The sequence below is a fragment of the Paramicrobacterium chengjingii genome (assembly GCF_011751765.2).
GTDB classification, from domain to species: Bacteria; Actinomycetota; Actinomycetes; order Actinomycetales; family Microbacteriaceae; genus Paramicrobacterium; species Paramicrobacterium chengjingii.
The window spans coordinates 209,919-236,547 of the sequence record NZ_CP061169.1; the positions used below are offsets into that span (position 1 = coordinate 209,919).

A 26,629-nucleotide genomic window follows, 5' to 3' on the forward strand; every position below is an offset into this window, starting at 1 on the left:
GGGGAGGGGGAGCATGGTGATTCCAGGCATCGTCGGGGCGGTGCTCACCCCTCGAGTGTGGTGAGTACCTTCCTGGCGAGTTCGGTCTGTGCGCTGATCGTGGTGTGCAGTCCGTCGTCGCCGTACGCGTCCGCAACCAGAACGGAGGTGGAGGAGTCGATGACTGGGTCGTTCCGCTCGGTGAGGGCATGAGTGATCCTCTGCACATCGTGATTTGCCCATGCGATGCCGGCAAAGTATGGATATGCCGCCACTTTCTCTTCATCAACCGGCGTTGGGGTCAGCCAGAACCAGCGCACATCGCGCTCTGCAACCGCAAGACGTCGAATCAGCGTGAGGTTGCGCAATGTCTCCGCTTCACTGACGAGACGCGGGCCGTCAGCGTCACCAAAGCGCCGCGCATCGTTTCCACCGAGCATGCAGAAGATCCAGTCTGCCTGTGCTCGCGCGACCCTGGACACTGTGCCGAGCACCTGCGTCGATGTGGCACCGGAAATCGCGAGGTTCTGAAACTCCAGATTCAGATCGGCACGCTCGTGGGCAAAGAGCGTGCGAAGAATTTCAAACCACGACAGTGCGTCAGCAGTAGAACTTTCGCCAAGAGCGAGGATTCGCTGCGCGCGTGAGAACGGCGTGTTGACGAGGGCACGTTGAATCTCCTCCTGCCTCGCGAGCGATTGCGCGGCATCTTCTTTCAGCATCGTGAGTTGTTCGGTCTGTCGCCGGTATTCCTCGGTTGTTGCGTTGACGAGCGCAGCGCGGGTGTCATCTGTCAGTTCTCGTGCGTAGCCGAGCTGTTGTTCCGGGTTCTGAAATCGAACGAGCTTCTCCAGCATCGGATTCGTCACGAGACACGACCTGACACTGTCGTCCGGTTGGCCGGTGCTCTGTTCTTGGGAAGGCGGAATGCGACGACGATGAGAAAGGCGAGAAAGGGAAAACGCGCAAGCGGCAGAAGGACGCTGAGCAAAGGGACGATAAACGAAAGCGTCGAGAGCATGGCAACCGCGGCGACGATCAGCCCAGCCCACGAGAGCCACCTGGGCAGCAGCCCCGCGAGCAGGCCGGGTACGGCGATGCCAGCGGCGAGCAGGCCGCTGGGCACGACGACACCCGGACCGCCGGCGATAAAAGCTAGATCGTGCAGCAGGCGGACGATTTCGGCATGCTCGACGAGCTCGGGACGGGACAACGTCCACGTCAGCATTGCCGAGAACGACATGGCTGCCGACGCCAGTATTCCGCCGGTGAGAGCGATTGCCGCGCCCGGTGCACGGATTCCCAGCGTCTGAAGGCGCACGGATGCTGCCGCGGCGAAGATTGCGAGTGGAATCGATGCGGCGAACTGCAGAAGCGCAGTGATCAGGGCCGGGGCCGAATTCGACCGAAAATAATCGAGGATGACACTCTCGTCTGCGAAGGGGGAGGGGTAGGTCTGCCCTCCGCTCACGAGCAGGGGCAGGGAGAGTGACGCCATGGTCAGAGCGACAACTGCAATGGCGGTTGGTGGGAGTGGGAGCGCGCCCTGGCGTCGTCTTCCAGCGTTCGCGGTCGCGGGAGATGCCGCACCGGTTCGAGGATAATTATTCATTCTTTCCATGTAATCATTCATAGCACAGAATCATTTAGTCAGTGATATAGTTTTTATATGGAACCCGACCCGTCTTCGAACGTGGACGTGCGCGCATCCTCTCGGCGCGTTGCGTTTCTGCTCTCTCAAGTTGGCGGCCTCGCTGCCTCGAAATTCGCCGAACGTGTGAGCGATCTCGGCGTCACCCCGAGCGATGTCGGCCTGCTTCGCGTGATTGCGACGACTCCGGGGCTCAGTCAGCGCGGGTTGGCTGATGCACTCGGCGTCGGGCCCAGCCGGGTTGTCGCCCTCGTCGACGGCCTCGAGGACAGAGGGCTTGTCGAGCGCACTCGAAGCGAGACGGATAGGCGCAATCACGAATTGCGATTGACCGATGCCGGCCGCTCAGTGATGACGGCAATGCGCACCGTTGGTGCCGCGCACGAACGTGACCTCCTCGCGGCGCTCACGGATGAGGAGCGAATTTTCCTTGGCGAGATTCTCGCAAAGGTCGCCGAAGCCAATCAACTTCTACCCGACGTGCATCCCGGGTTCCACAGGACGACGAAGCGCTGAACAGAGATCTCTGTGCCGGCCCAGGTAACTCTGCGCGCCTTTGAGACAATGGGAGCGTGCATCTTGATTCCGGCCACCCCCTCGCGGCGGGCCTCACCCACGATTCCCGACTGATCCGCGCCTACCGGGGCGATCGCCCGGAGACGACGCCCGTTTGGTTTATGCGCCAGGCCGGGCGATCGCTGCCGGAATACCGGGAGCTGCGCGTCGGCACGGCGATGCTCGACGCGTGCCTCACCCCCGCGATGGCGAGCGAGATCACGCTGCAGCCGGTGCGCAGACACACGGTAGACGCCGCGGTATTCTTCTCAGACATCGTGGTTCCGTTGAAGCTCGTCGGCGTCGATGTGGAGATCGTGCCGGGGAAGGGGCCCGTCATGGGCGCCCCCGTGCGCAACAATGACGAGCTCGAGGCGCTGGTATCGCTCGACCCCGCTGTGCTCGATGACACGCTTTCTCCGGTGATCGAGGCTGTGCGCCTGACCGTTGCCGAGCTCGCGAACATTCCCGGAACGGCTGGCCCGACACCGCTTGTCGGATTCGCCGGAGCGCCCTTCACACTTGCCGCATATCTGATCGAGGGCGGCCCGTCAAAAGACCACATGCGAGCTCGTGCACTGATGCACAGCGATCCCGTTGCCTGGGCGCGGCTGATGGCGTGGTGCGCCGACGTCACCGGACGCTTTCTGCGTGCGCAGGTGCTGGCCGGAGCATCAGCTGCGCAGCTGTTCGACTCGTGGGCGGGAAGCCTCTCACTCACCGACTACAGCAACAGCGTCGCGCCGGCATCCGCTCGAACACTCGAATACGTGCATGACCTTGAGTACTCGCGCGATGGCCGCACACACGGCGTGCCGATCGTTCATTTCGGTGTCGGAACAGGCGAGCTGCTGAAGACGATGCATGAGGTGGGGGCAGACACTGTCGGTGTCGATTACCGTACACCGCTCGACGTGGCCTCTCGACGGCTCGGAGGCACGGTGCCTCTGCAGGGCAATGTCGACCCCGCGATGCTTTTTGCGCCGTGGGACGTTCTCGAAAAGCACGTGCTCGAGGTGCTTCGCCGCGGCGAGTCGGCACCGTCGCACGTGGTCAACCTCGGTCACGGTGTGCCACCGGACGCCGACCCCGAGGCTCTGACGCGCATCGTCGAGTTGGTGCACAGCCGATGAGCGGCGGTGTTCCGTCCGATCGCCACGTCGTCGTCGTGGGCGGTGGCATTGCGGGGCTCGTCGCCGCATACGAGTGCGCTCGCATCGGCGTGCGGGTGACGCTGCTTGAGGCCGATGATCGGGTCGGCGGGTGCGTGCGCACCGAGCAGATCGCAGGAGTTGACGTCGACACGGGCGCCGAGAGCTTTGCAACGCGCGGCGGCACCGTGCGCGAACTGATCGACGAGCTCGGTCTCTCTGACAGAGTCGTGGAGCCCTCGGCAGAGGGCGCGTGGCTCGCCTTCGGCAACTCGGCGGCGCCTCTGCCGAAGGCCGGCGTTCTCGGCATCCCGTCGAACCCGCTCGCTGACGATGTGCGGCGCATCATCGGCTGGAAGGGCGCGATTCGAGCATATGCCGATCGTGTCAAGCCAGTGCTCACCATCGGAACCGAGCGCAACCTCGGCGAGCTCGTCGAGAAGCGCATGGGCGTCGCGGTGCTCGAGAACCTTGTCGCCCCTGTGACAAACGGCGTCTACTCCGCTGACCCCTCTCAGCTCGATGTATCGCGGGCAGCTCCGGGGCTCAACAATGCGCTGACCGTCGCCGGCTCGCTCTCTGGCGCCGTCGCCACATTGCGAGACAACGCGCCAGCTGGGTCTGCTGTCGGCGGCTTCGCCGGAGGGATGCGCGTGCTCGTCGATGCTCTGCTCGACACGCTCGTCAATTACGAAGTGCGAGTGCTCACCGCAACGCCCGCGACGGAGATCGAGTATGCGGGCGACGAACAGTGGCGCGTGCACGCCGATGCAGGCGGAGACGAGCCCGAATCGCTTGTGCTCGCTGCCGACGCTGTGATCGTGGCCGCTCCCGAATCCGTCGCACTGGACCTTCTCGCGGAGCTCGTGCCGGCGTCAGACGCGCAGGCGGCGCCCGAGGCCCCCGTCGTCGACATCGTCACGCTCGCTGTCGACAGTGCTCTGCTCGACGCACACCCCCGTGGCACGGGGGTTCTCACGGCCGCATCCGCGCGGCGCACGGCGAAGGCGCTTACGCACAGCAGTGCCAAGTGGCCATGGTTGGCCGCGGCGCTCGACGCGCCCCACCGGCACATTGTCAGGGTCTCATTCGGGCGGGTGGGCGAGAACAGTCCGCTGGACGGGCTCGACGACCTGCAGATTGGCGAGCTTGCGCGCACGGAGGCGTCGGCGCTTCTCGGTGTCGACATCGCCGCACGTGACGTGGTCGAGACTTTGCGCACACGGTGGGTCTCGACGCTCCCACGCGCGTTCGCGGGCCAGACCGAGCGTGCGACGACCATTCGAGACGCGGTTACACGGCACCCCGGCCTCGATGTCACGGGCGCCTGGCTCAGTGGAACGGGTCTTGCATCCGTGATTCCGGATGCCGCTGCAGCGGCCGCTCGCGTGCGAAAGCGCATCGTCTCTGAGGTGCTCGACGGCGAGTGACGGCATCCGTTCATGCCGTTTTCGGAATAAGAATTGACGGCGCACTTCGTGCAAGTGCTCCGGGCGCGTTACGCTGGAAACATTCTGACGCGACGACAGGGAGGCGACATGAAGGGGAAAGTGCTGTTTGTAGCCGGTTTGGCTACCGGTTATGTACTGGGAACCCGAGCCGGACGCAAGCGTTATGAGCAGATCAAGTCTGGGTGGGAGAAGATCTGGAACACCGATACCGTGCAAAATCAGGTGGCGAAGGTCGAGGGATTTGCCAAGGCGCGCATCTCTGAAGTGCCGCAGGTTCTGGCCTCGGGCGCTAAAAAAGTCGTCTCGACTCTGGCGTCAGACGCGACTCCTGGCGAGAAGCTCGACTCTACGATCTCCACAGCGAAGAAGACTGCTGATGACCTTGACGACGTGAGTGAACGCGGCGCCTCGGGTTCGTCACGGTCGTCCGGGTCAAAGAAACAAAGCAAGTAAGCGGGGTCGACGATGACTGATCGCAGCAATGAATCCCTTATTTCCCTTGTGCGCTCGTTGCCCGGGCTCATCACCGACCTCATCAAGGCCGAGATCGAGCAGGCAAAGACCAAGGCCATTCACATGGGCAAGTACGCCGGAATCGGCGCTGGCCTCTTCGTGGGTGCGCTGATCTTCCTGTATTTTGCGATCGGCGTGCTCGTCGCCGTGGGAATTCTCGCGCTCGCGCTCGTGCTTCCCCCCTGGCTCGCAGCGCTGTGCGTGTTCGCAGCATTCGTGCTCATTGCCGTGATCCTGGCACTCATCGGGGTGTCGTTCTTCAAGAAGATCGGCAAGGATCCAGACCCTGTCGAGAGCGTGAAGCAAGACATCGACGCGCTGAAGGGAGTCGGCTCCTATGACCGATGAGAAGCTGCCAACGGCGGCCGAAGCTCGTGCACAGCTTGCGTCGACCCTCGACGCGCTGGAAGACAAGCTCAACGTGCCTAAGCAGGCGAAGGCGACGTATGCACGCCTGCGTGCACAGAACCCGACGGCACTTGTCGCAGGAGCCGCCGGAGTCGCTGCCGCGGTTGGACTCGGCGTCTGGGCAGTCGTGCGCAGGGTTATCAGATAAACACGGGTGCATTTTCGTCGTTCGCAGCATCCGTGGCGTTCGACGACGATCATCTCTGCCATTGCGCCTGACGCGTGATTGCGCACAGTCGTTTTGCTCTCCGCTGTGTCGTGAGAGATTATGGAGAGCATGACTGCACCTGCCTCTGCCGAGGCTCTGTCGAACCCTCACGACGCCTCCCCTTCAGCGCAGGAAGACCTCCCTCTCAGCGGTTTCACCCTCTGGGCCGTCTTCCGACGAAACCCTCGTTCACCCGTTGCCCCCACCGAACGATCGGCCTCCGAGCTCGATGACGCTGTGCGTGCTGCGGCCGATCTCGGAGTCACGCTCCGCGGCTTCTACGATGTTTCGGGCTTCAAAGCCGACGCCGACCTCATGGTCTGGCTGCACGGCGACCGGGCCCAAGACATTCAGGCGGCGTTGCGCATACTGCGACGCACCGGGCTTATCTCCCCGCTCCTACCGACATGGAACGCGATGGCCTGTCATCGCGACGCCGAGTTCAACAAGCGACACGTGCCCGGATTTCTCAAGGGACTCGCGCCAAAGGACTGGATCGTCGTCTACCCGTTCGTGCGCAGCTACGACTGGTACCTGCTTCCAGACGAGGAGCGTTCCCGCATGCTCGCCAACCACGGACGCAAGGGCGCGGCATTCAGCGGCGCCATTGCCAACACCGTCGCGGCTTTTGCCCTCGGCGACTACGAATGGGTGCTTCCCATCGAATCAGACGAGCTCACCGAACTCGTCGACATGATGCGCGATCTGCGTTACACCGATGCGCGTATGCATGTGCGTGAAGAGGTGCCGTTCTACACGGGACGTCGCATTCAGACGTCCGAGATCGCGGAGGTATTGTCGTGAGCTACGACGCAATTCTGCTTGCAAGCTTCGGCGGGCCCGAGGGCCAGGCCGATGTCATTCCGTTCCTCAAGAATGTTACGCGCGGCAAGGGCATCCCCGAGGAGCGCCTCGAAGAAGTCGCTGTGCATTACCGGCATCACGGTGGAGTGTCACCCATCAATGCTCAGAACCGCGATCTCAAGGCTGCGCTTGAGGCCGAGCTTGCGCGGCAGGGCATCGACCTACCGGTGTACTGGGGAAACCGCAACTGGAACCCCTACTTCACTGACGCGCTTCGTGAGCTGCACGCCGACGGAAAGCGCGACGTGCTTGTGATCGTGACGAGCGCCTACACGTCGTACTCCGGCGTCGGCCAGTATCGCGAAGACTTTGAGCGTGCGCTTGACGACACCGGACTGCGTGGCGAGGTGCGCATCAGCCGCATCCGTGAATTCTTTGATCACCCGGGTTTCATCACGCCATTCGTCGAGGGGGTGCGTGCGGCACTCGACGAGTTGGCGGATGCCGCGAATACGCACGTGATGTTCGTCACGCACTCCATTCCGACAGCTGCCGCGACGGAATCGGGGCCAGAGTACGGCGAAGGAGGCGCATACGAGGCGCAGCACCGTGCCGCTGCCGATGCGATCCTGCGTGCCGTCGGCACCGACGCGCCCCACAGCCTCGTGTATCAGTCGCGTTCGGGCAGCCCGTCAACACCCTGGCTTGAGCCTGACATCAACGATGCGATTGCGCAGCTCGACGGCGTGGACGGACTCGTGATCGTGCCGATTGGCTTCGTGAGCGATCACATGGAAGTGCTCTGGGATCTCGACAATGAGGCCATGGAGTCCGCCGGCGAGAACAGCATTCGCGCTGTGCGTGTGCCGACTCCCGGCATTCATCCCGCGTTTGTCTCGGGACTTGTGGACCTGCTGAGGGAGCGCATCGATGAGGTTCCTGCGGCTGAACGACCGCACGAGTCTCCGCTCGGCCCGTGGCCAGATCACCCAGCGCAGGGGGCCGCGCTCGATGCGGTGGTGACGAACTCACGATGACGGCACTGCTGGTCGGCACTCGCGGAAGCGCGCTGGCGACGGCTCAGGCTGGCGGCGTCGCCCGTCGGCTCGCTGCCGCGATCGGCGGCGAGGCAGAGCTCGTGCCCGTGACAACGCACGGCGACGTGTCGCGTGCGTCGCTCTCGAGCCTCGGCGGAACTGGCGTGTTCGCCGCTGCGCTGCGCGAATCGCTTCTCGACGGAGAATGCGACGTGGTCGTGCACTCGATGAAGGACCTGCCGACCGCCTCGTTCCCCGGGCTCGCTGTCGGTGCCGTGCCCGAGCGCGAAGACGCCCGTGACGCGCTGTGCGCCCGCGACGGGCTGACTCTTGCGCAACTGCCGGAGGGCGCTCGTGTCGGAACGGGTTCACCGCGCCGGGTGGCGCAGTTGAAGCATCGCCGTCCCGACCTCGTCGTCGTCGATATTCGGGGAAATGTGGGAACGCGCCTCGGATTCGTCGATACGGGCAAACTCGACGCCGTTGTGCTCGCCGCAGCGGGACTTGCTCGGCTGCAGCTCAGCGACCGTGTCACAGAGTACTTCGACCTTTCCGACTGGCCGACGGCGCCGGCGCAGGGAATTCTCGCCGTCGAAGTGCGCTCGGCCGATCTTGACGCCCTCGACGCTGATGCACCGCTTCGTCGAGCCCTTGCCGCCGTTCACGATGTCGAGGCATCTGCCGTTGCCAGTGCAGAGCGCGGCGTTCTCGCTCGCCTCGAGGCTGGCTGCGCGGCGCCCATCGGTGCGCACGCCGTGATGACGGGCGACGACCTCACCGTCACTGCGCGCGTTTACGCGCTTGACGGATCCGAAATGCGCACGCACACTGTGAACATCGCAATCGGTGATGTTCGGCCGAGTGCGCAAACCCCTGGCACAGCCGCTCCCTCTCACGATGATCGTGCGCTCAACGAGCGCGCGACGCGTGCGGGAGCAGACCTGGCTGACGCGCTCCTCGCTGCAGGAGCCGCTGACATTGCACCGTTGAGGGAATCATGACGACTCCACCGATCAAACCGTTGAAGGGCTGGCGTGTGCTGGTGCCGAGAGGCGGCCCCTGGGGAGACGACGTCGCAGCCGAGCTCCGCGAACGCGGGGCGACGCCCGTTATCGCTCCCATGATCAACTTCGCCGCCACCTCCGACCCCGAAACATTGAGCACAGCACTCGATGACCTTTCCGCCGGAGTCTTCGACTGGCTCACTGTGACGAGTGCGACGGCTGTCGATGTGCTCTACAGCCAGCGCGTGAAGGTGCCAGCATCCACAAAGATCGCTGCCGTCGGCGAAACCACTGCCGCCGCGCTGCAGGCCGTCGGCTATCACGTCGACCTTCTGCCCGAGAAGGACAATTCGGCGAAGGGGATGGTGGCGCAGCTCACCGCTCTGGAACACGACCCGAAGAAGTTTCTCGCCCTGCGCTCCGAGATCGCCAAGCCCGTGCTGTCGAAAGGGCTCACCGAGGCAGGGCATGACGTGCGATCCGTCATCGCGTATCGCACCGTCGGCGAGCCCGTGACGCCGAAGGTATTCGACGATGTCGCGAGTGGCCGTACGAATGCGATTCTCGTCACAAGCGGATCCGTCGCCGAGCAGGTCGTCGAGCAGTTCACGGACCTGCCACCGACAACGCTCATTGCTGCGATCGGGCCGAGAACGGCGAAGGATGCCGAGAAGGCTGGCCTGACCGTGCACATCGTCTCACCGCGTCAGACTGTCGAGGCGCTTCTCGACACTGTGGTGCGTGTCGTGGTGTCTGGTGGCCTCGACGAGGCAGTGCGTTCCTCGAAGCAAAGCGAGGTGATTACGTCGGCGATTCGCATCGTCGATGAACGCCGCAATGCGAAGTAGTTGCCGCTCAAGAATTGGAGAAGCATGACACCTCCCAGCATTCGCCCGCGTCGACTGCGCACAACACCGGCGATGCGGCGGCTGGTCGCCGAAACTCGGCTTCACCCCGCAGACCTCGTTCTGCCGCTGTTCGTGCGCGAAGACGCCGTAGCGTCCGTGCCCATCAGTTCGATGCCCGGGGTGTCGCAGCACTCGATGGACTCACTTGTCCGGGCTGCTGAAACCGCGGCTGAGGCCGGCGTCGGAGGCGTCATGCTCTTCGGCATCCCCACAGTGCGCGACGCGACGGGCACCCAGGCGACGGCTCCAGACGGAATCCTGAATCGTGCGACCGAGCTCCTCGCACGTGAGGTCGGCGATGCCCTCGTCGTGCAGACCGACCTGTGCCTTGACGAGTTCACCGATCACGGGCACTGCGGTGTTCTCGACTCGTCGGGGCGCGTCGACAACGATGCAACGCTCGAGCGGTATGCAGAGATGGCGGTTGCGCAGGCGTTCGCCGGCTCAAGCATCCTTGGGCTGAGCGGCATGATGGACGGTCAGGTGGCCGTGGTACTCGACGCCCTCGATGCCGCCGGCTACATCGACACCGCTGTGCTTGCGTACGCCGCCAAGTATTCGTCCGCGTTTTACGGTCCGTTCCGTGAAGCTGTCGACTCTCAACTGACGGGCGACCGGCGCACGTACCAGCAAGACCCGTCAAACCGGCGCGAAGGTCTTCGGGAGGCGACCCTCGACATCGCCGAGGGCGCTGACATCGTCATGGTGAAGCCGGCAATGAGCTACCTCGACGTGCTGAGCGACGTCGCCGAGATCTCGGACATTCCTGTGTGGGCATACCAGATCTCTGGCGAGTACGCGATGATCGAGGCGGCGGCCGCGCAGGGGTGGATCGACAGAAAAGCGGCAGTGCTCGAGTCGGTGCTCGGCATTCGCCGCGCCGGCGCAGACACCGTGCTCACCTACTGGGCAACCGAGATCGCGGAGTGGATCACGTGAACGACTCGCAGCATGTGAATGACGAACTCTTCGAGCGGGCGAAGCACGCGATTCCCGGCGGGGTGAACTCCCCCGTGCGTGCCTATGGTTCCGTCGGCGGAACACCGCGCTTCCTCGTTCGCGCCGAGGGGGCGCACGTCTACGACGCCGACGGCACTGACTACGTCGATCTCGTGGCGTCCTGGGGTCCGGCGATTCTCGGCCATGCCGAGCCGTCCGTCGTGAAGGCGGTTCAGGATGCCGCAGCACTCGGCCTCTCATTCGGAGCCTCGACTCCGAGCGAAACGGTGCTCGCCGAACTCGTGGAGCGCCGAGTCTCGGCCGTGGGGCCGAATGGCACTGATGTGCGGCCGATCGAGCGACTGCGGCTCGTGTCGACGGGAACCGAGGCGACAATGAGCGCCATTCGACTCGCGCGTGGTTTCACCGGCCGAGACCTTCTGATCAAGTTCGCCGGGCACTATCACGGCCACTCAGACGGACTACTCGCTGCCGCAGGCTCCGGCGTCGCGACAATGGCGCTCCCCGGTTCGGCCGGCGTGCCCGCGCCAGTCGCGGCTCAGACACTCGTGCTTCCCTACAACGACATCGAGGCTGTGAGCGCTGCCTTCGCCGAGCACGGCGATCGCATCGCCGGCATCATCGTCGAGGCGGCCGCGGCGAACATGGGTGTGCTCGCGCCGCAGCCGGGCTATAACGCGGCGCTCGCCACCATTGCCCACGAGCACGGAGCGCTTCTCATTCTCGACGAGGTGCTCACGGGGTTCCGCGTCTCATCTGGCGGCTACTGGAAGATCGAGGCGCTGGACGGCCCGGCCTACCAGCCCGACCTCTTCACATTCGGAAAAGTGATTGGCGGCGGCATGCCCGTCGCCGCACTGGGCGGACGCGCAGACGTGATGGAGTACCTCGCACCGACCGGACCGGTCTACCAGGCAGGGACCCTCTCGGGGAACCCCGTCGCCATGGCCGCAGGAATCGCGACGCTTCAGGGCGCCACCCCAGCCGTATACGCGCACCTCGACAGCACGGCAGACGTGCTCGCCGCAGAAGTATCACAGGCGTTCGAGCGAGAAGGCGTTGCCCACTCTGTTCAGCGAGCGGGCAACCTTTTCAGCTTCGCGTTCACGGATGCGACGCCGGTCGACTACGCCGACGTGCAGGCACAGGATGCCTGGCGGTATCCGCCCTTCTTTCACGCGATGCTCGACGCAGGGGTTGCCCTGCCGCCGAGCGTGTTTGAAGCTTGGTTCGTCACGGCGGCGCACGACGACGCAGCGGTGAACCGCATCATCGACGCCCTTCCCGCGGCGGCGCGCGCTGCAGCATCCGCGTCGGCCGCACGATGAGGGGAACGATCGTCGTTTTGGGAGGCGGCGGCTTCTCGATGTCAGACGACGGCTTCTCGCTGATTGACGATCACATCCTCGACCTCACGGGAAAGACGCGGCCGCGCGTATGCTTCGTGCCCACGGCGAGCGGCGACGCCGACGGGTACAGCAAGCGATTCGAGGACGCGTTTGCCGACAGAGCAGAGACGAGCGTGCTGTCGCTGTTCTGCCACGATCCATGGGGTTACACCGATCCCCGCATGATTCTCGAGCAGGACGTGATCTACGTCGGAGGCGGCTCGACCGCGAATCTGCTTGCGATCTGGCGTCTGCACGGGCTTCCTGACCTGCTCAGCGAAGCGGCTGAGAATGGCACGGTGCTGGCGGGCATCAGCGCGGGCATGAACTGCTGGTTCGAGAGCTCGTCGACAGACTCGTATGGGCCGCTCGCGCCGCTGCTCGATGGACTCGGCTTCGTCGGCGGCAGCGCCTGCCCGCATTACCTGGGGGAGCCAGGGCGACGCGAAAAGTATCAGCGTTGGGTGGCGTCGAGTGAACTGCCGGATGGATACGCCATCGATGATTATGCGTCCGTCGTGTTTCGCGACGGCGCGTTCGTCGAGGCGATCAGTGAGAAGCCCGATCGGTCGGTGTTCCGTGTCAGACGCGACGGAGACGGCGCTTGTGAAGACCCCGTCGCCGTGCGCCTGCTCGGTAGCACCACCTCGTGATCACCTGAGACCAAACTGGGCGTTACCTCTTTGTGAGGTTTCACCATCCCGATACCGGCATATAAGCGGCAGACTAGAAGCATGGCGTCAATCCTGCTGCACACCGATCGACTTGAGATCAAGCTGACCGCCGCAGAGAAGATGCTCGCCCGCCGCAAGGACTCCCTGGTGATCCCGCGCGACAGCATTCGGTCGGTCGCTCTGACGGACGACCCGTGGATCTGGGTGCGTGGCGTGCGCGCGCCGGGCACAGCGGTTCCGCTGACGCTCGCCGTCGGGCAGTGGAAGTTTCACGGCGGCAAGGACTTCCTTGTGCTCAAGGGGTCGCGGCCCGCTGTTGTGATCGATCTCGTCGATGAAGAATTTCGCCGAGTGCTTGTGTCGACCCGCAAGGGCATCGAGCTGATCGCCGCGCTGCGTCTGGAGGAGCGCAAGCCGCATAAGATCCGCGTGCATCACGCCAAGCCGCGCACGAAGGCCGTTGCGAGCATGACCGGAGAAGAGGGCGAATCGGGCAAGGCCCCGAAGAAGCCGGCGCCCAAGAAGCCAGCACCCAAGAAGCCTGCTCCGAAAAAGCAGGACGGCTCTGCGTCCGGGGACTGACGCGCTAGGCGGTTACGTCGATGACGCTCCGGCCGCGCACTGTCCCGGCCAGCACCTGCTCCGCGATCGACTGTGCATCGGCGAGAGCGTAGATTTCGGTCATGTCGTCGAGGAGCGCTGGGTCGAGCGTCTGCGCAAGGCGTGACCAGGCTTCTTCGCGCAGTGCGTGGGGAGCCTCGACCGAGTTGATGCCCGCGAGCGTGACTCCGCGCAGAATGAACGGCACCACGGATGCTGGCAGGTCAGCGCCTTGCGCCATGCCGCACGCGGTCACGATGCCGCCGTACCTCGTCTGGGCGAGCACGTTTGCAAGTGTCGTGCTGCCGACAGCGTCCGCTACCGCTGCCCAGCGCTGTGATTGCAGTGGCTTGCCTGACTCACTGAACTCGGCACGATCGACGACGTCTGTTGCGCCCAGCTTCGAGAGGTAGTCGCCCTCCGTTTCGGCACGACCCGTTGACGCAACGACCTCGTAGCCGAGGTGGGCAAGGGTGGCGATCGTGATCGACCCGACGCCCCCCGCGGAACCCGTAACGAGCACCGGGCCGTCTTCCGGCTTCACGCCGTGACGTTCGATCGCGAGAACGGCGAGCATGGCCGTGAAGCCCGCAGTGCCGATCGCCGCGGCCTGCGTCGGAGTGAACTTCTGGGGGACGCGCACCAGCTGCGAGCCGTCGACGAGTGCGCGTTCTGCAAGGCCGCCGTTCACCGACTCGCCGAGGCCCGCGCCGTTGAGCAGCACGTGGTCTCCCGGCACCCACCGACCCGAGTCTGACGACCGGACCGTGCCGACGACGTCGATCCCCGCAATCAAGGGCCAGGCCTTGATGATGCCCGGGCTCCCCGTGAGAGCCAGTGCGTCTTTGTAATTGACGCTCGACGCTGTCGTCTCGATCTCCGTGTCACCCGCGGTCAGAACATCAGCTTCGAGATCCGTGAGCCGAGCAACCTGCTGCTTGGCACCCTCGTTGTCTGTGGTTTTCTCGACCATCCATCCGCGAAATGTCATGGCGCCAGCCTACGGGCGATCGATACGCGACGATAGAGTTCTCAGGCACGGAGAGAGAGTTCTCAGCCACGCACTGTCGTGCTCAGTCGAAGATGTCGCCCATGTCGTCGAGTAGGCCGCCGACAACCATGCCGCCGAGGATGCCGGTGAGCATGTCACCGCCACCCATACCGCCACGGCCAAAGCCACCTCGCGCGTAACCGCCGCGCCCGTACATGCCACGCTGGTGGCCGTAACCCCCCATGGCGTACATTCCGCCCTGCTGAATGTCTCTGTCTGCGAGCCGTGCGGCTTCTGAGGCCAGATCTGCTGCACGGCGGGCACTGGTGACGGCGGTGGCTGTATCGTGCTCGACGCGTGCCGAGTCGAGAACACGTCGCGCTTCGGCGAGCCGGGTTCGCGCGTCGGGGCCGACGGGCGCCTGGTAGTTATCGACGATGTTCGTTGCCGCGGCAATCTGCCGCTCGGCGTCGTCAATCGCAGTGGGCAGCTGTGCGCGCAGCTTCTCGGCGTCGCGTGTGCGCTGCGTGATGCGATCCATAATCACATCAAGCGCGGTGTTCGCCTCACGCAGTCGTGACAGCGTCTCGAATGGATCGCGTTTGCCCGTCTGCTGCGCGACGGACTCGGTCGCACTGCGCAGCCGTTCGATCGCGGGATCGAGATCGCTCGGCCTCTCGGTGACGGCGCGGGCGACGATGATGTCACCGCGTGAGTCCTCGATCACGGCAGCAAGCGTTGACTCGGCAGACAGCGCCTCCATCTCGAAATCGGCGACGGCCTTCAGCAGACCGTCAGCACGCGACACGCTCTCGCGCGCAACTGTGAGTGCCTTCCCGGCCGGGATCGCGAGGTGCTCATCGTGCTTCTGTTCGGCGATCTGCAGGCTGCGCTCGCAGAACTCGATCAGCCGCTCTGCCTGATCCACGTTGGGGGCGACGGAACGCAGTGCCGATTCCGCATAGCGGTCGGATGCCGTGGCGAGAGCGCGGCGCGCAGGCTCAACGTGCTGGCGAACCCGCGCGATGTCGGCACGGGCCGCAGCGACAGCATCCGGGAGTCTACGCATGGTGTCGCGCAGCGTCGACACGGAATCGGCTTGCTCGTCCAGCGACTTCTCGACGTCGGAACAGTGCTGAATGATGCCCTGCGACATGTTTCGGCGCTCGTCTGGAGTGTCGGGCTTCTCGTCGTGCAGCAACTGGTTGAGGCGAAACGCCTCGGTGAGCGATCCGCGAGCACCGGCGATCGCCCTCGTGAATCGGGAGATCACCTCGTCGCCAAACTCCGCCGTGATGAACTCGAGCTCGTCTGCCGCGAGCCGAATGCGCTCATCGGCACGCACAAGTGCTTGCCCGGCGTAGACCTCGAGGGCGTCGACCTGAGCGAAGACCTGCTGCTGCGACGCGACCTCGCGTCTTTTGCGTCGAGTGGAGAGCACGAGGTACGTGATCGCACCGCCGATGAGCAGCACAGCGAGTATGACGACGATTTCCATGAATGAATTCTATGGGTGGCGCACAGGCGCCTCCTGTGAGTTGCACAGCGGCCAACGGCATCCTCTCGCGAAATCAGGTGACATCGTGCCGCCAGGTGATGAGCCATCCCAGAATCGTGACGATAAGCGCAATGCCGAGCAGAACCGCACCACCGGCCCACCAGTCGAGCTGGGTTCCGCCCGTGCCCATCACCGAATAGAAGCTCGAGCCGACCAGCGCGTCGCTTGCGGCGCCGGGCAGCCACTTGGTGACCTGGCCGATCCAGTCGGCGAGGGCGCCGACGGAGCGAAGGATCGGCTCGACGAACTGCGTGAATGCGAGCACGATGACGATTGCCGCCACCTGGTTGGGAATGATCGATCCGAGCCCGACACCGAGCACCGACCAGATGGCCATCGCGAGAATCGAACGAGCGATCATCGCCCAGGTGTCTGACGAGTCGAGGGCCGTGTCGATGCCGAACCCCGCAAGCCCCGCCGAACCCGCTCCGACGGCACAGGCAAGAGCCACGACGCCAAATGCCGCACCGAGCAGAAACAGCGCGATGGCCTTGGCCAACAGCACCACACCGCGCTTCGGCGTGGCGAGAAACGTGGGTGTCAGCGTCTGGTGGCGGAATTCGCCCGTCGTGGCGAGAGCACCGAGCAGGAAGGGAAACACATACCCGATGCTCGTCGCCGTGCTGTAGATCGTGGGGGCGAGCCCGTCTGTCGGCATCTGCTGTGCCCCGGCGGAAGCCCCAAGCAGCCCTTCGGATGTTGCGCCGAACAACAGCGCGAGACCACCAGAGAGCAGGGCGACGTAGGCACCGAGAATGAGCAGCAGGATCCACCAGATGCGCGTTGTGAATACCTTGGCGAATTCAGCTCGGGTTGCGGCGATGAGCAAGCTCACGACACATCACCCCCTCCGACGATCGACAAGAATCTCTCTTCGAGACCTGACGCCTTGCGCTGCAGAGCGTTGAGCTCGACGCCAGAGACGAACGCCGTGTGTCCGACAACCCCCGGCTCGACATCGCTGACGATGAAACCGGACCGGCTCGTTTCGAATGTGAAACCCGCTGACTCGAGCGCGGCCCCGAGGGCGGCGCGGTCGGGCGAGTCAACGTGAACGCGAAGCTGATCCCCTGTGTCGAGATCGGCGAGGGTCCCCTCGTGCACGATCTCGCCTTTGGAGATGATCACGACATCATCGACCGTCTGCTGAACCTCGCTCAAGAGGTGAGATGAGATCAGCACGGTGCGACCCTCAGCCGCGAGATTGCGCAGCAGCTCGCGCATCCACTTGATGCCCTCGGGGTCCAGGCCATTGACGGGCTCGTCCAACACGAGCACGCGGGGGTCGCCGAGCATGGCGTACGCCAGGCCCAGCCGTTGCCGCATGCCGAGGGAATAGCCGCCTACACGCTTGTCGACGAAAGAGTCGAGGCCGACGAGAGCGAGCACCTCGCGTGCGCGCTGCAGCGGCAGCCCTGCCGCCCTCGCGTAGATCTCCAGATGATGGCGCGCCGTTCGGCCCGGGTGAAAGCTCGCAGCCTCGAGAGCGGCGCCGACGGTGGTGAGGGGCGAGGCGAGCTCGCGGTAGCGTCTGCCGCCGAACGTCGCCGTTCCGCTTGTGGGGTTCACGAGTCCGAGCAACGTGCGAAGGCTCGTCGTCTTGCCAGCGCCGTTGGGGCCGAGAAACCCGGTGACACGCCCCGGTTTGACGGCGAACGATACGTCGTCCACGGCTGTGAAGCCGCCGAAGGTCTTGGTGAGGCCGGCAAACTCGATGGTCACTTCGGGATCACTCACGCGTGCTCCTTTCGCTGTGCTGCTTACAGTGTTGCGCATGCCGCGACGCGGCGCATCCGTCGGAGGTCGGAGATGGTGCGTTCGGTTTGCTCGCGTCAGTGGCCTCGTTAGAGTTATGTCGCGTTCACGGAGGTGTCAATGCCAAAGAAGTCGCACAAAGACCGCAGTGCACGAGATCCGCTCCGCGTTTCGCTGCTGGCAGCTGTTGGAATCGACGTATTGGTCGTATTTCTCGTATCACTTAGCTTTGCCGTCGGTGGAGCCGTGCTTTCGTTGTCTGCCCCATTGGCTGCACTGTTCGCCATAACTTTTTCCAGCCTGTCGGCACTCAGTGGCCTCATGCTAATTGTTCGGCGGCGCCGAATCGACCTTGCAACCAATGCACACTTGCGCCAGCTTGAGGCGCGGCGAGCTGACCAAGTGTCGATGTTGAGCCACGAAGTTCGCACACCGCTGGCTGTCATCCATGGATCGGTGGAGCTCCTGGCTGAGGAGCGTCCAGGAACACTAACACCGGGTCAGAGGCGATTCGTGCGACGCATCGCTGAGAACACGGAGCGCATGTCTCATCTCGCTGAGCAGCTGTTGACGCAGTCCCGCATCGAGGCAGGGGTATTCGAAGTGAAGCCAACCACGATCGACATGCGGGCGCTCCTGCGTGAGGTCGTTGGTGATCTCGCGCACGTCGCCGACGTGCCCATTGTGCTTGACGCGCCGGGAGCGCCGGTCAGGGCGCATGGGGATCCGGAGCTTATTCGTCAAGTCGTCACTAACCTCATTATGAATGCGGCACGAAGCGACCCGCATCATTCCTCCGTCGAGGTGCGTGTGACGTCGGGAGACGGCTACGCAATGGTCTCGGTGAGCGACGGCGGAACGGGAATGAGCGCCGCACAGCGTGACCGCCTGTTTCAAAGGTTCTCGAGCGGACGTCCGTTGGGAAACGGAACAGGAATCGGGCTGTTCATCTCGCAGCAAGTGATTGAGCTGCACGGCGGACGGATCTTCGTCGATACGATAACCGGGCGTGGAACGACGATGATGTTCACGCTTCCCATCAAGGAGTGATCGATTTGGCTGATGCCCTTCCCCTCGCGTTCGTCGTCGATGATGAGCCAGCGATGCTCGACATTGTGACGTTCGCCCTTGAGACGCAGGGGTTCCAGCAGCGCGCGTTCCGATCGGGCGAGGCCCTGTGGGCTGCGCTTCACACGACGATGCCTGACCTGATCGTGCTCGACGTCATGCTCCCCGGCGTCTCGGGAATCACGATGTGCCGACGTGTCAAGGCGACATATGAGATCCCCATCATCCTGCTCACTGCGAAAGGTGAATCAGCTGACCGCGTCGCCGGCCTCGAGGCCGACGCAGACGACTATGTCGTCAAGCCGTTCCACCCGAGAGAGCTCGCCCTCCGAGCGCAGCGTCTCGTCAGGCGTTATGACGACTCGTCTCGGTCGACAGCTGGCCCGTTCGAACTCGACCCCGCCGGGGACTCTGTGCTCGTCGACGGCGTGCGCGTCATGCTCACCCCAAGCGAGTTCAAGGTGCTGTCGGCGTTCATCTCCCGGCCGGACGAGACAGTGCCGTTCGACGAGCTGCTGCTTGCAGGCTGGCGGAGCGCCGGCCTACTCGGAGGCAGAGAGATGATCAAGACGACCGTGTACCGAATGCGGCACAAGATCGAGGACTCGCGTCCGGGACGCGGTCAGCTCATCGAGAGCGTCAGAGGAACGGGCTACCGTCTCATCACGCGATGACCACGGTCACAGGATTGTGACTGTTGACACTCGCGTTGTCACTCTGCGCTGCAGTGCCGCTCTCTAGCGTTGAAGACACACGCATCCGAGCGCCGAGACGTGCTCGAGTCCTGCAGATCTCACGAACGAAGGAGTTCACTATGCGCCGCAAAGTGCTGACCGTTGCCGCAGCTCTCGCCACGGGAGCGATCATGCTCTCGGGCTGCAGCGCCAGTTCCGGGTCGGGGAGCGACGAATCCCTGACATTCGTCTGCAGCCCCCAAGAGGACTGGTGCCAGCTCGTCGCCTCAGCCTTCACCGAGGAGACCGGAATCGAGGCAAACTATGTGCGTCTGAGCGGCGGCGAGGCCGTCGCTCGACTGTCGGCCTCCGGCGACACCCCCGAGTTCGACGCCTGGTTCGGCGCGGGAGCCGACGGCCACATCGCCGCACACGAAGCGGGGCTCATCGAGCACTTCGTTCCAGACGGCGCAGCGGCGATCCCCGACGAGTACAAAGATCCGGAGGGGTACTGGACGGGCATCTACGTCGGCGCGCTGAGCTTCTGCTCGAACACCGACGTTCTCGAGAAGCTCGGCATCGACCCGCCGACGTCATGGCAGGACCTGCTCGACCCGAAGCTCAAGTCAAACATCGCGATGGCGCATCCCGCGACGTCTGGAACGGCCTACCAGGCCGTGTGGAGCCAGGTCATCTTGAACGACGGCGACCAGGACGCGGCGATCGACTACTTCAAGCAGATGCACTCAAACGTTCTGCAGTACTCAAAGAGCGGAAGCGCACCAGGTCAGATGGCCGGCCGTGGTGAGGTCGGCGTCGGGGTGATCTTCGCCCAGGACTGCCAGAAGTTCGTCAACGAAGGGTTCACGCAGCTCGTCGCCACCTACCCAGAGGAGGGCGCCGACTACGAGGTCGGAGCGGTTTCGCTAATCAAGAATGCGAAGCATCCGGAGGCTGCAAAGAAGTTTATCGAGTGGTCCTTGACCGCCGAGGCCCAGGATCTTGCAGCGACTGTCGGAACCTACAGCATCCCGACGAACCCCGACGCGACGATCACCGACGACATGGTCGATCCGACAACGCTGAACCTGCTCGATGCCGACATCTCTGAGATGGGCAAGGCGCGCAATGAGCTGACCGCGCGATTCGACGCAGAAGTCGCACCGGCGCCGAAGAGCTGACGGGGCACGTCGAGAACGAGAGCGGAAGAACACAATGGCATTACCACTCGTCGACGAGCCGGTCGTCCGCACGCCGAGGCGCCCTGGCGGTCCCAAGCCGAAGGGAGCCCGGGACCTGAGCGTCACGATCCTGACGATCGCGGTCGCGGCCATCTTGCTGATGGTCATCGGGTTCCCCCTCGGTGGGCTCCTGTCGACGGCATTCAAGCCGGACGGCCTTGCTGTGCTCGGGCGGATCTTCACCGATACGGTCAATCACCGGGTTGTGGGCAACACCCTCGTTCTCGGCCTTGTCGTCGGGGTCGTTGGAACGGCGGTCGGATTCCTGTTTGCGTTCGCGCAGGCTCGGCTGCAGTTCCGTGGGAAGCGGCTGCTTCACCTGCTGGCGATGATCCCGATCGTCGCGCCCCCGTTCGCCGTCGCGACAGCTGTCATCACGCTATTTGGGCGCAACGGTGCGATTACGACGGGTATCTTCGGCTGGCAGTCGAACGTCTACGGCCTCCCGGGGCTGACGATCGTGCTCTCCCTTTCGTTCTTCCCCGTCGCCTACATGAACCTCCGAGGAATGCTCGAGAGTCTCGATCCGTCGCTTGACGAAGCAGCCGCTGGACTCGGCGCGACGAAGCTTCGAGCGTTCTTCACAGTGACGATCCCGATGCTTGTCCCCGGGATCGCAGGCTCGTTCCTTCTGCTCTTCGTCGAGGCGATAGCGGATCTGGCCAACCCTCTCGTGATCGGGGGCGACTACACGGTGCTGGCCAGCCGTGCCTACCTCGCTGTCACGGGGGAGTACAACACCCACGCGGGAGCCGCGTACTCCCTCGTCCTTCTACTTCCGGCGCTCCTTGTGTTCCTCGTGCAGCGGTACTGGGTGTCGCGCAAGAGCGTCGTGAGCATCACCGGGAAGCCGACGGGAACGACAGAGATGATCGCGGCGCCGAGCATCCGAGTTCCGATCCTCACGATCGTCTTCGCACTTGCCGCCCTCATTGCAACCATCTACGCGACTGTGCTGCTTGGCGGGTTCGTCAAGGTGCCGGGAGTCAACAACGAGTTCACGCTCGACCACTACCAATTCGTGCTCGCCGGCCTGGGGTCCAAGGCGATGGTCGACACAACGATTCTCGCCCTCATCGCTGCACCGATCGCGGGGCTGCTCGGCATGCTCATCGCCTGGCTCGTCGTGCGCAAGCTCAAGCGCGGTTCGGCACTGCTCGATTTCGTCGGGATGCTCGGGCTCGCCGTGCCGGGGACCGTCCTTGGCATCGGATACGCAATCAGCTACAACTCGCCGATCGAGATCTTCGGATTCGAGATCATTCCTGCCATAGCCGGAGGATCCGCTGTGCTCTCGGGGGCGATAGCGATCGTGATGGTGTACATCATCCGCTCGCTTCCTTCAGGGCAGAGGGCCGCCGTGTCAGCGCTTCAGCAGATCCACCCCGCCATCGAAGAGGCGTCGACATCGCTGGGGGCCGACTCCGCAGTCACGTTCCGCAAGGTCACGCTTCCGCTCATTCAGTCGGCGCTGCTGACCGGACTCACGTTCGCCTTCGCGCGGTCGATGACGACGCTGTCTCCGATCATCTTCCTGACGACCCCCGGCATCAAGATCATGACGTCGCAGATCCTTGCCGAGGTCGACTCAGGCAGGTTCGGCAATGCGTTCGCGTACTGCACAGTGCTGATCGGCATCGTGCTCGTCGTCATCCTTCTTCTCAACATTCTGATCCGAAAGGTGGTCTTCCGTGGCCGATCACACAACCGCTGAGCTCGCGCAGGTCGACACCGCAGAGTTCGCCTCCGCTCCCGCAGAGGGCCGCGTCAGTCTCAAGGACCTGACGAAACGGTACGGGTCGCAGTCGACGGATCCTGTCGCCGTTGACTCGGTGACCCTCGACATCAACGCGGGTGAGTTTGTCACTCTGCTCGGGCCGAGCGGATGCGGAAAGACATCGACGCTCCGCATGATCGCCGGGTTCGAGACGCCGACGGCAGGGAATGTCACCCTCGACGATCTCGACATGCTCCAGGTCGCGCCGAACAAGCGCCCGATGTCGATGGTCTTCCAATCGTATGCACTGTTTCCGCACCTTTCCGTGTACGACAACGTCGCATACGGCCTCAAGCTCAAGAAGCAGTCGATGAAGCGCGTGCGCGAGGAGGTTGAGACCGTCCTCACGATCATGAACCTCAATGGACTCGCCGATCGCGCCCCCCACCAGCTCTCGGGCGGCCAGCAGCAGCGTGTGGCACTTGCGCGAGCCCTCGTCATGCGGCCAAAGGTGCTGCTCTTCGACGAGCCGCTGTCAAACCTCGACGCCAAGCTCCGCGTGCAAATGAGAAACGAGATCCGCCGACTGCAGAAGCGGCTTGGCATCACGAGTATATTCGTCACCCATGATCAAGACGAGGCGATGACACTCTCGGATCGCATCGTCGTGATGAACAAGGGGCGCATCGAGCAGATTGACACTCCCGAGCGCGTGTATCGGCATCCGTCTTCTGTATTTGTCGCCGATTTCATCGGCCGCGCCAACTTTCTAGATGCTCGGCTTCTCAGAGTGCCAGAGTCTGGAAAGGCGGTCGTCATTGCACTTGGCCGGGAGCGTGAGGTCGCCGCACACGAGCAGGTTGTCGCCTACAACGACGTGCTGCTCATGGTGCGTCCCGAGGCAATCGACATCTCACGTACAGACGAGAATGCCGTTCATGGCGAAGTCGGCCGAGTGCTCTCGGCCGTGTTCCAAGGCCCATCAGTTGAATACGAGATTGAAACCGATTCTGGCACGATCGTCGCTTCGGTCGCTGATCCAACTGCGAGCGATATTTTTGATCCTCTCGATGCTGTCTCGGTCAGCGTGAAGCCGGGCCGAGGATGGCTGCTCCCGGTTCTTTCGGAGTGAACGTTGTCGGCGTTGCTTGCCCTGGGGCTTGTGCAGTCGTACTGTCGAAGCACACGAGAGGAGTGGATGATGAGCGACCCAGACTTCACCCCGAACTATGACGCCGCAGCGAGTATTTCTGCCGCGGAGGCCAATGAGGCCGACGTCATCGAGCAGAATCGAGACGACCTCAGCCAGACGCCCGAAGACGTCGACGAGGGAGGAACGCAGCGTGGCTACGGCGACGATGCAGAGACCGAGTTCGACGATGCGAACGACATCAACTCGGGCAGCGACTACGAGGAAGAGCCGACAGAGAGCGACTACGACGAGTGAGGCGCGTGCACCGAGCACAAGGGATCGGATGCCGCGTGCTCGGCGCACACGACGAGTTGCGTTCTGCAGGCGACATCCGCGCAATTCTGCATGTCGCTCGTTGACGTTCCGCACACGGCGCAGGCGCCGATAACGGCTGCGTGGTCTGAGAACTCAAGCTTCATGCGTTTGTCGAAGACATAGAGGGATCCCTCCCACAGCCCGTCGTCGCCGAACTGCTCGCCATAGCGAACGATGCCGCCGTCGAGTTGGTAGACCTCGTTGAAACCACGGGACTGCATGAGGCTCGAGAGCACCTCACAGCGAATGCCGCCCGTGCAGTAGGTGACGACGGGCTTTCCCCTGAGATGGTCGTACGCGCCGGAGTCGAGAACATCGACAAACTCGCGCGTGTTGTCGACATCGGGAACCACGGCGTTCTTGAAGCGCCCGATCTCAGCTTCGAACGCATTGCGGCCGTCGAAGAACACGACGTCGTCACCGCGTTCGGCGACAAGCCGGTTCACCTGTTCGGGGCTCAGATGTGAGCCTCCGCCGACAACGCCCGACTCGTTGACCTCAAGCTCGCCTGGCGCGCCGAACGACACAATCTCGTCGCGCACTTTGACGCTGAGCTTGGGAAAGTCGAGGCTCCTGCCTGCGTCGTCGAGCGACGTTCCCTCAGACCACTTGACATCCATGTTCTTAAACGCTGGATACTCGCGCGTTTTGCGCAGATAGCGTTTGACAGCGTTCAGTTCACCGCCGACGGTTCCATTGATGCCGTCCTTCGAGACGAGAATGCGTCCCCGCAGGTTGAGCGATTCGCACAGATCTCGTTGCCACAGCCGGATCGCGTCTGGGTCGGCGAGCGGTGTGAAGACGTAGTAGAGCAGAATCTTCGGAATGGCCACCGCTTGATTTTACGTTGCTGTGTCAGATCCCCACAGTCACGAGCCAAACGGCGGCCGCTCCGCAGGTGAGAGCGACCACTCCCGTGAGCGTTGCGATGATGACAAGGGGCCTCGATGCCTTCGTATTTTCGTTCACGATATAAGTTCATCGTGCCGGCGGCATCCGCGCATCACGCCAAAGGATGATTCGACTAGCCCGCGGGTATGAGAGCGGATGCTGTCAGCAGCACAAAGCCGACATTGACGAGCGCCACGCGGAGGTAGTGCCAGCGGTCCCACCTTCTCACCTGCTCACGCCAATCCTCGGGATGCTCGCCGTGCGACCAGCGGCCAACGCGGTTGTTGATCGGAACGAGCACAGTCACGGCGAGCACGATCGTTGCGGCGAAAAGGGCTGTCGCTATGCCGGCGAGAACTCCGGATGCGGTCGTCCACAGCAGTGCGGTGGCAGCCCCGGCGCTGACCACCGTAGCGACGTACCAGAATGGCATGATCCGTCCGAGGAGACGTGCTCCGTCGGCCCGGGCTGACAGGCCGCCGTTGTTCGGGAGCCGGTCGAGGATCGGGTTGATGAACACGGCAACGCAGAATTCGACGCCGACGAGGCCGCCTGACAGGACAATCGCTGCTCCAAGAAGAAAATTCGACACGTGTGCTCCTTTGTCTAGCGCTGCTAGAAGTCAATCTAGCACTGCTAGAATTCTGTTGTGAAGTACACAGACCACTCAGGGCGGCCGGCGCCGGCAGATCGTCAACGTGTCATCGTCGATCGAGCCAGATCGATCGCCGAAGAAGAAGGCTGGAATGCGGTAACCGTGCGGCGCCTCGCCGATGCGATCGGGTACAGCCAGCCGGTTCTCTACCAGCACTTTCCCGAGGGTCGCAGCGCCATTGTGGCGGCGGTGTCGCGCACCGGCTTCGCCGACCTCCGCGAGGCGCTGTCTGCGGTCCCCCGGCAGTCCGGAGCAGCGGCGCTCGCCGCAGCCGCTCACTCCTACGTGGGATACGCCGGGGAGCATCCGGCGCTGTATGAGGCGATGTTTGAGATGCGCTCTCACACGAGATTCGCGAGCGACGAGACTCCGCACGAACTCCAGATCGCGTTTTCTGCTCTCGCCGATCTTCTGCTTGACCGCAGCGAAACGCGCGTGCGCACGGAACTCTTCTGGAGTGCGCTGCACGGAATCGCCACGCTCGAGCGAGACGGTCGGCTGCCGCTCGCGCAGCGTGAGGCACGAATCGCCGAGTTGGCACGGCTGTTCAGCTGAGGCGATTCTCAGCACACCCCTGTGACGCGCTGCAGACGTCGATAGGCTGGAGGGAGTCCGACAGAACGGAGAGGTTCATGTTCGATTACGATCCCTACGCGCAGCTTGACGAGGTGCCGGAGTTCACAGTCGAGAGTGACGATCTCGACCCCGATCTGCCGCTCAAGGCGCCCCAGTATTCATCGGATGCCGGCGGCTCCGATGTATCTCCGCATCTCGACTGGTCTGAGTTTCCGCCCGAGACGAAGAGTTTCGCCGTCACAGCCTTCGATCCGGACGCACCGACAGGATCCGGCTTTTGGCACTGGGCGGTGTTCAACATTCCCGCAGAAGTGACGTCATTGCCGTCGGGCGCGGGCTCGCCTGATTCGGGGATGCTGCCATCGGGCGCCGTTACTTTGCCGAACGAGCTTCGCGAGCCGTCGTTCACGGGCGCGGCACCACCCGAGGGCACCGGCGTGCACCGCTATTACTTCGTCGTGCACGCCGTCGACGTGCCGTCGCTCGACGTCGACACCCAGTCAACGCCGGCAGTGCTCGGCTTCAATCTTCACTTCCATACGCTTGCACGCGGCATCCTCAAGGGAGTCGGCGAGTTCGGCGGCGCCGCGTAGGCTCTTGCCGCAGGCAATGTGCACACCTGCGGACATCGTGCATGCGTGTGCCAATGCACAATGTCCGCACGTATGCCCCCGTCGCTCCCGGCGTGCTTGGGGGGCAGAATGG

General features: G+C 63.6%; 30 protein-coding genes. 22 read left to right on the forward strand and 8 right to left on the reverse strand.

All coding sequences use genetic code 11. The features are described 5' to 3' along the window. Nucleotides 1–44 precede the first annotated feature (44 nt). Nucleotides 45–848 (reverse strand): SGNH/GDSL hydrolase family protein, encoded by an 804-nt coding sequence (locus HCR76_RS01075; protein WP_166985691.1) that lies wholly within the window; start codon nt 846–848, stop codon nt 45–47. After that, entirely contained in the window at nt 845–1,477 is a 633-nt protein-coding gene (locus HCR76_RS01080; RefSeq protein WP_166985688.1) for a hypothetical protein, read from the reverse strand. The genes HCR76_RS01075 and HCR76_RS01080 overlap by 4 nt, the downstream gene beginning before the upstream one ends. A 171-nt stretch (nt 1,478–1,648) precedes the next feature. Between HCR76_RS01080 and HCR76_RS01085 the strand changes: the two genes are divergently transcribed. From HCR76_RS01085 to HCR76_RS01150, 14 genes are all read left to right on the forward strand, one after another. Continuing rightward, nucleotides 1,649–2,146, forward strand: a complete 498-nt coding sequence (locus tag HCR76_RS01085) for a MarR family winged helix-turn-helix transcriptional regulator (protein ID WP_166985685.1) — start codon at nt 1,649–1,651, stop codon at nt 2,144–2,146. Nucleotides 2,147–2,202: 56 nt separating this feature from the next. After that, entirely contained in the window at nt 2,203–3,318 is a 1,116-nt protein-coding gene (hemE, locus tag HCR76_RS01090) for a uroporphyrinogen decarboxylase (RefSeq protein ID WP_166985682.1), read from the forward strand. Further along, a complete protein-coding gene (hemG, locus tag HCR76_RS01095) occupies nt 3,315–4,766 on the forward strand; it encodes a protoporphyrinogen oxidase (RefSeq protein WP_166985679.1) in 1,452 nt (483 codons plus the stop codon). The genes hemE and hemG overlap by 4 nt, the downstream gene beginning before the upstream one ends. Nucleotides 4,767–4,874: 108 nt before the next feature. Continuing rightward, complete coding sequence (locus HCR76_RS01100; RefSeq protein ID WP_166985676.1) at nt 4,875–5,240, forward strand: hypothetical protein; 366 nt, start codon at nt 4,875–4,877, stop codon at nt 5,238–5,240. A gap of 12 nt (nt 5,241–5,252) precedes the next feature. Then, nucleotides 5,253–5,648 (forward strand): phage holin family protein, encoded by a 396-nt coding sequence (locus tag HCR76_RS01105; RefSeq protein WP_166985673.1) that lies wholly within the window; start codon nt 5,253–5,255, stop codon nt 5,646–5,648. Beyond that, the gene (locus HCR76_RS01110; protein WP_166985670.1) at nt 5,638–5,856 is read left to right on the forward strand and encodes a DUF3618 domain-containing protein; all 219 of its coding nucleotides are present in this window, start codon (nt 5,638–5,640) and stop codon (nt 5,854–5,856) included. Before HCR76_RS01105 ends, HCR76_RS01110 begins: the two co-directional genes overlap by 11 nt. Before the next feature lie 129 nt (nt 5,857–5,985). Further along, nucleotides 5,986–6,720, forward strand: a complete 735-nt coding sequence (gene hemQ, locus HCR76_RS01115) for a hydrogen peroxide-dependent heme synthase (protein ID WP_166985667.1) — start codon at nt 5,986–5,988, stop codon at nt 6,718–6,720. Then, a complete protein-coding gene (locus tag HCR76_RS01120) occupies nt 6,717–7,757 on the forward strand; it encodes a ferrochelatase (RefSeq protein WP_244971446.1) in 1,041 nt (346 codons plus the stop codon). The genes hemQ and HCR76_RS01120 overlap by 4 nt, the downstream gene beginning before the upstream one ends. After that, complete coding sequence (gene hemC, locus HCR76_RS01125; protein WP_166985664.1) at nt 7,754–8,758, forward strand: hydroxymethylbilane synthase; 1,005 nt, start codon at nt 7,754–7,756, stop codon at nt 8,756–8,758. Before HCR76_RS01120 ends, hemC begins: the two co-directional genes overlap by 4 nt. Then, entirely contained in the window at nt 8,755–9,609 is an 855-nt protein-coding gene (locus HCR76_RS01130) for a uroporphyrinogen-III synthase (RefSeq protein WP_166985661.1), read from the forward strand. Before hemC ends, HCR76_RS01130 begins: the two co-directional genes overlap by 4 nt. Before the next feature lie 24 nt (nt 9,610–9,633). Further along, nucleotides 9,634–10,608 carry a porphobilinogen synthase gene (gene hemB, locus HCR76_RS01135; RefSeq protein WP_166985658.1) on the forward strand — a complete coding sequence of 325 codons (975 nt, stop codon included), beginning with the start codon at nt 9,634–9,636 and terminating at the stop codon, nt 10,606–10,608. Next, nucleotides 10,605–11,957: a glutamate-1-semialdehyde 2,1-aminomutase gene (gene hemL / locus HCR76_RS01140; RefSeq protein WP_166985655.1), complete on the forward strand. Its 1,353-nt coding sequence runs from the start codon at nt 10,605–10,607 to the stop codon at nt 11,955–11,957. The genes hemB and hemL overlap by 4 nt, the downstream gene beginning before the upstream one ends. Beyond that, nucleotides 11,954–12,670 (forward strand): Type 1 glutamine amidotransferase-like domain-containing protein, encoded by a 717-nt coding sequence (locus HCR76_RS01145; protein WP_166985652.1) that lies wholly within the window; start codon nt 11,954–11,956, stop codon nt 12,668–12,670. The genes hemL and HCR76_RS01145 overlap by 4 nt, the downstream gene beginning before the upstream one ends. A gap of 81 nt (nt 12,671–12,751) precedes the next feature. Next, nucleotides 12,752–13,273, forward strand: coding sequence for a hypothetical protein (locus HCR76_RS01150; RefSeq protein WP_198248112.1), 522 nt, complete (start codon nt 12,752–12,754; stop codon nt 13,271–13,273). A 4-nt stretch (nt 13,274–13,277) separates the two neighbouring features. Here the strand turns inward: HCR76_RS01150 and HCR76_RS01155 are convergent, their stop codons facing one another. The 4 genes from HCR76_RS01155 to HCR76_RS01170 all read right to left on the reverse strand — a co-directional run bounded on the left by HCR76_RS01155 (nt 13,278) and on the right by HCR76_RS01170 (nt 17,577). After that, the gene (locus tag HCR76_RS01155; protein WP_166985650.1) at nt 13,278–14,282 is read right to left on the reverse strand and encodes an MDR family oxidoreductase; all 1,005 of its coding nucleotides are present in this window, start codon (nt 14,280–14,282) and stop codon (nt 13,278–13,280) included. A gap of 82 nt (nt 14,283–14,364) precedes the next feature. After that, complete coding sequence (locus HCR76_RS01160) at nt 14,365–15,780, reverse strand: hypothetical protein (RefSeq protein WP_166985647.1); 1,416 nt, start codon at nt 15,778–15,780, stop codon at nt 14,365–14,367. A 73-nt stretch (nt 15,781–15,853) separates the two neighbouring features. Then, nucleotides 15,854–16,675 carry an ABC transporter permease gene (locus HCR76_RS01165; RefSeq protein ID WP_244971448.1) on the reverse strand — a complete coding sequence of 274 codons (822 nt, stop codon included), beginning with the start codon at nt 16,673–16,675 and terminating at the stop codon, nt 15,854–15,856. Next, nucleotides 16,672–17,577, reverse strand: a complete 906-nt coding sequence (locus HCR76_RS01170) for an ABC transporter ATP-binding protein (protein ID WP_244971449.1) — start codon at nt 17,575–17,577, stop codon at nt 16,672–16,674. Before HCR76_RS01170 ends, HCR76_RS01165 begins: the two co-directional genes overlap by 4 nt. A 138-nt stretch (nt 17,578–17,715) precedes the next feature. Between HCR76_RS01170 and HCR76_RS01175 the strand changes: the two genes are divergently transcribed. From HCR76_RS01175 to HCR76_RS01200, 6 genes are all read left to right on the forward strand, one after another. Next, a complete protein-coding gene (locus HCR76_RS01175) occupies nt 17,716–18,645 on the forward strand; it encodes a sensor histidine kinase (RefSeq protein ID WP_166985641.1) in 930 nt (309 codons plus the stop codon). A gap of 5 nt (nt 18,646–18,650) precedes the next feature. Further along, nucleotides 18,651–19,337, forward strand: coding sequence for a response regulator transcription factor (locus HCR76_RS01180; protein WP_166985638.1), 687 nt, complete (start codon nt 18,651–18,653; stop codon nt 19,335–19,337). Nucleotides 19,338–19,477: 140 nt separating this feature from the next. Further along, nucleotides 19,478–20,518 carry an ABC transporter substrate-binding protein gene (locus HCR76_RS01185; protein ID WP_166985635.1) on the forward strand — a complete coding sequence of 347 codons (1,041 nt, stop codon included), beginning with the start codon at nt 19,478–19,480 and terminating at the stop codon, nt 20,516–20,518. Between the two features lie 34 nt (nt 20,519–20,552). After that, nucleotides 20,553–22,292: an ABC transporter permease gene (locus HCR76_RS01190; protein WP_166985632.1), complete on the forward strand. Its 1,740-nt coding sequence runs from the start codon at nt 20,553–20,555 to the stop codon at nt 22,290–22,292. Further along, nucleotides 22,270–23,427 (forward strand): ABC transporter ATP-binding protein, encoded by a 1,158-nt coding sequence (locus tag HCR76_RS01195; RefSeq protein WP_166985629.1) that lies wholly within the window; start codon nt 22,270–22,272, stop codon nt 23,425–23,427. Before HCR76_RS01190 ends, HCR76_RS01195 begins: the two co-directional genes overlap by 23 nt. A 66-nt stretch (nt 23,428–23,493) precedes the next feature. Then, nucleotides 23,494–23,742 carry a hypothetical protein gene (locus HCR76_RS01200; RefSeq protein ID WP_166985627.1) on the forward strand — a complete coding sequence of 83 codons (249 nt, stop codon included), beginning with the start codon at nt 23,494–23,496 and terminating at the stop codon, nt 23,740–23,742. Here HCR76_RS01200 and trhO read toward each other — a convergent pair. Both trhO and HCR76_RS01210 read right to left on the reverse strand, forming a co-directional pair. Beyond that, nucleotides 23,730–24,635: an oxygen-dependent tRNA uridine(34) hydroxylase TrhO gene (trhO, locus tag HCR76_RS01205; RefSeq protein WP_166985624.1), complete on the reverse strand. Its 906-nt coding sequence runs from the start codon at nt 24,633–24,635 to the stop codon at nt 23,730–23,732. The genes HCR76_RS01200 and trhO overlap by 13 nt on opposite strands. A gap of 191 nt (nt 24,636–24,826) precedes the next feature. Continuing rightward, nucleotides 24,827–25,285, reverse strand: coding sequence for an anthrone oxygenase family protein (locus HCR76_RS01210; protein ID WP_166985621.1), 459 nt, complete (start codon nt 25,283–25,285; stop codon nt 24,827–24,829). Nucleotides 25,286–25,342: 57 nt separating this feature from the next. Between HCR76_RS01210 and HCR76_RS01215 the strand changes: the two genes are divergently transcribed. Both HCR76_RS01215 and HCR76_RS01220 read left to right on the forward strand, forming a co-directional pair. Continuing rightward, nucleotides 25,343–25,903, forward strand: coding sequence for a TetR/AcrR family transcriptional regulator (locus HCR76_RS01215; protein WP_166985618.1), 561 nt, complete (start codon nt 25,343–25,345; stop codon nt 25,901–25,903). A gap of 77 nt (nt 25,904–25,980) precedes the next feature. Further along, nucleotides 25,981–26,517: a YbhB/YbcL family Raf kinase inhibitor-like protein gene (locus HCR76_RS01220; RefSeq protein WP_166985615.1), complete on the forward strand. Its 537-nt coding sequence runs from the start codon at nt 25,981–25,983 to the stop codon at nt 26,515–26,517. Nucleotides 26,518–26,629 lie beyond the last annotated feature (112 nt).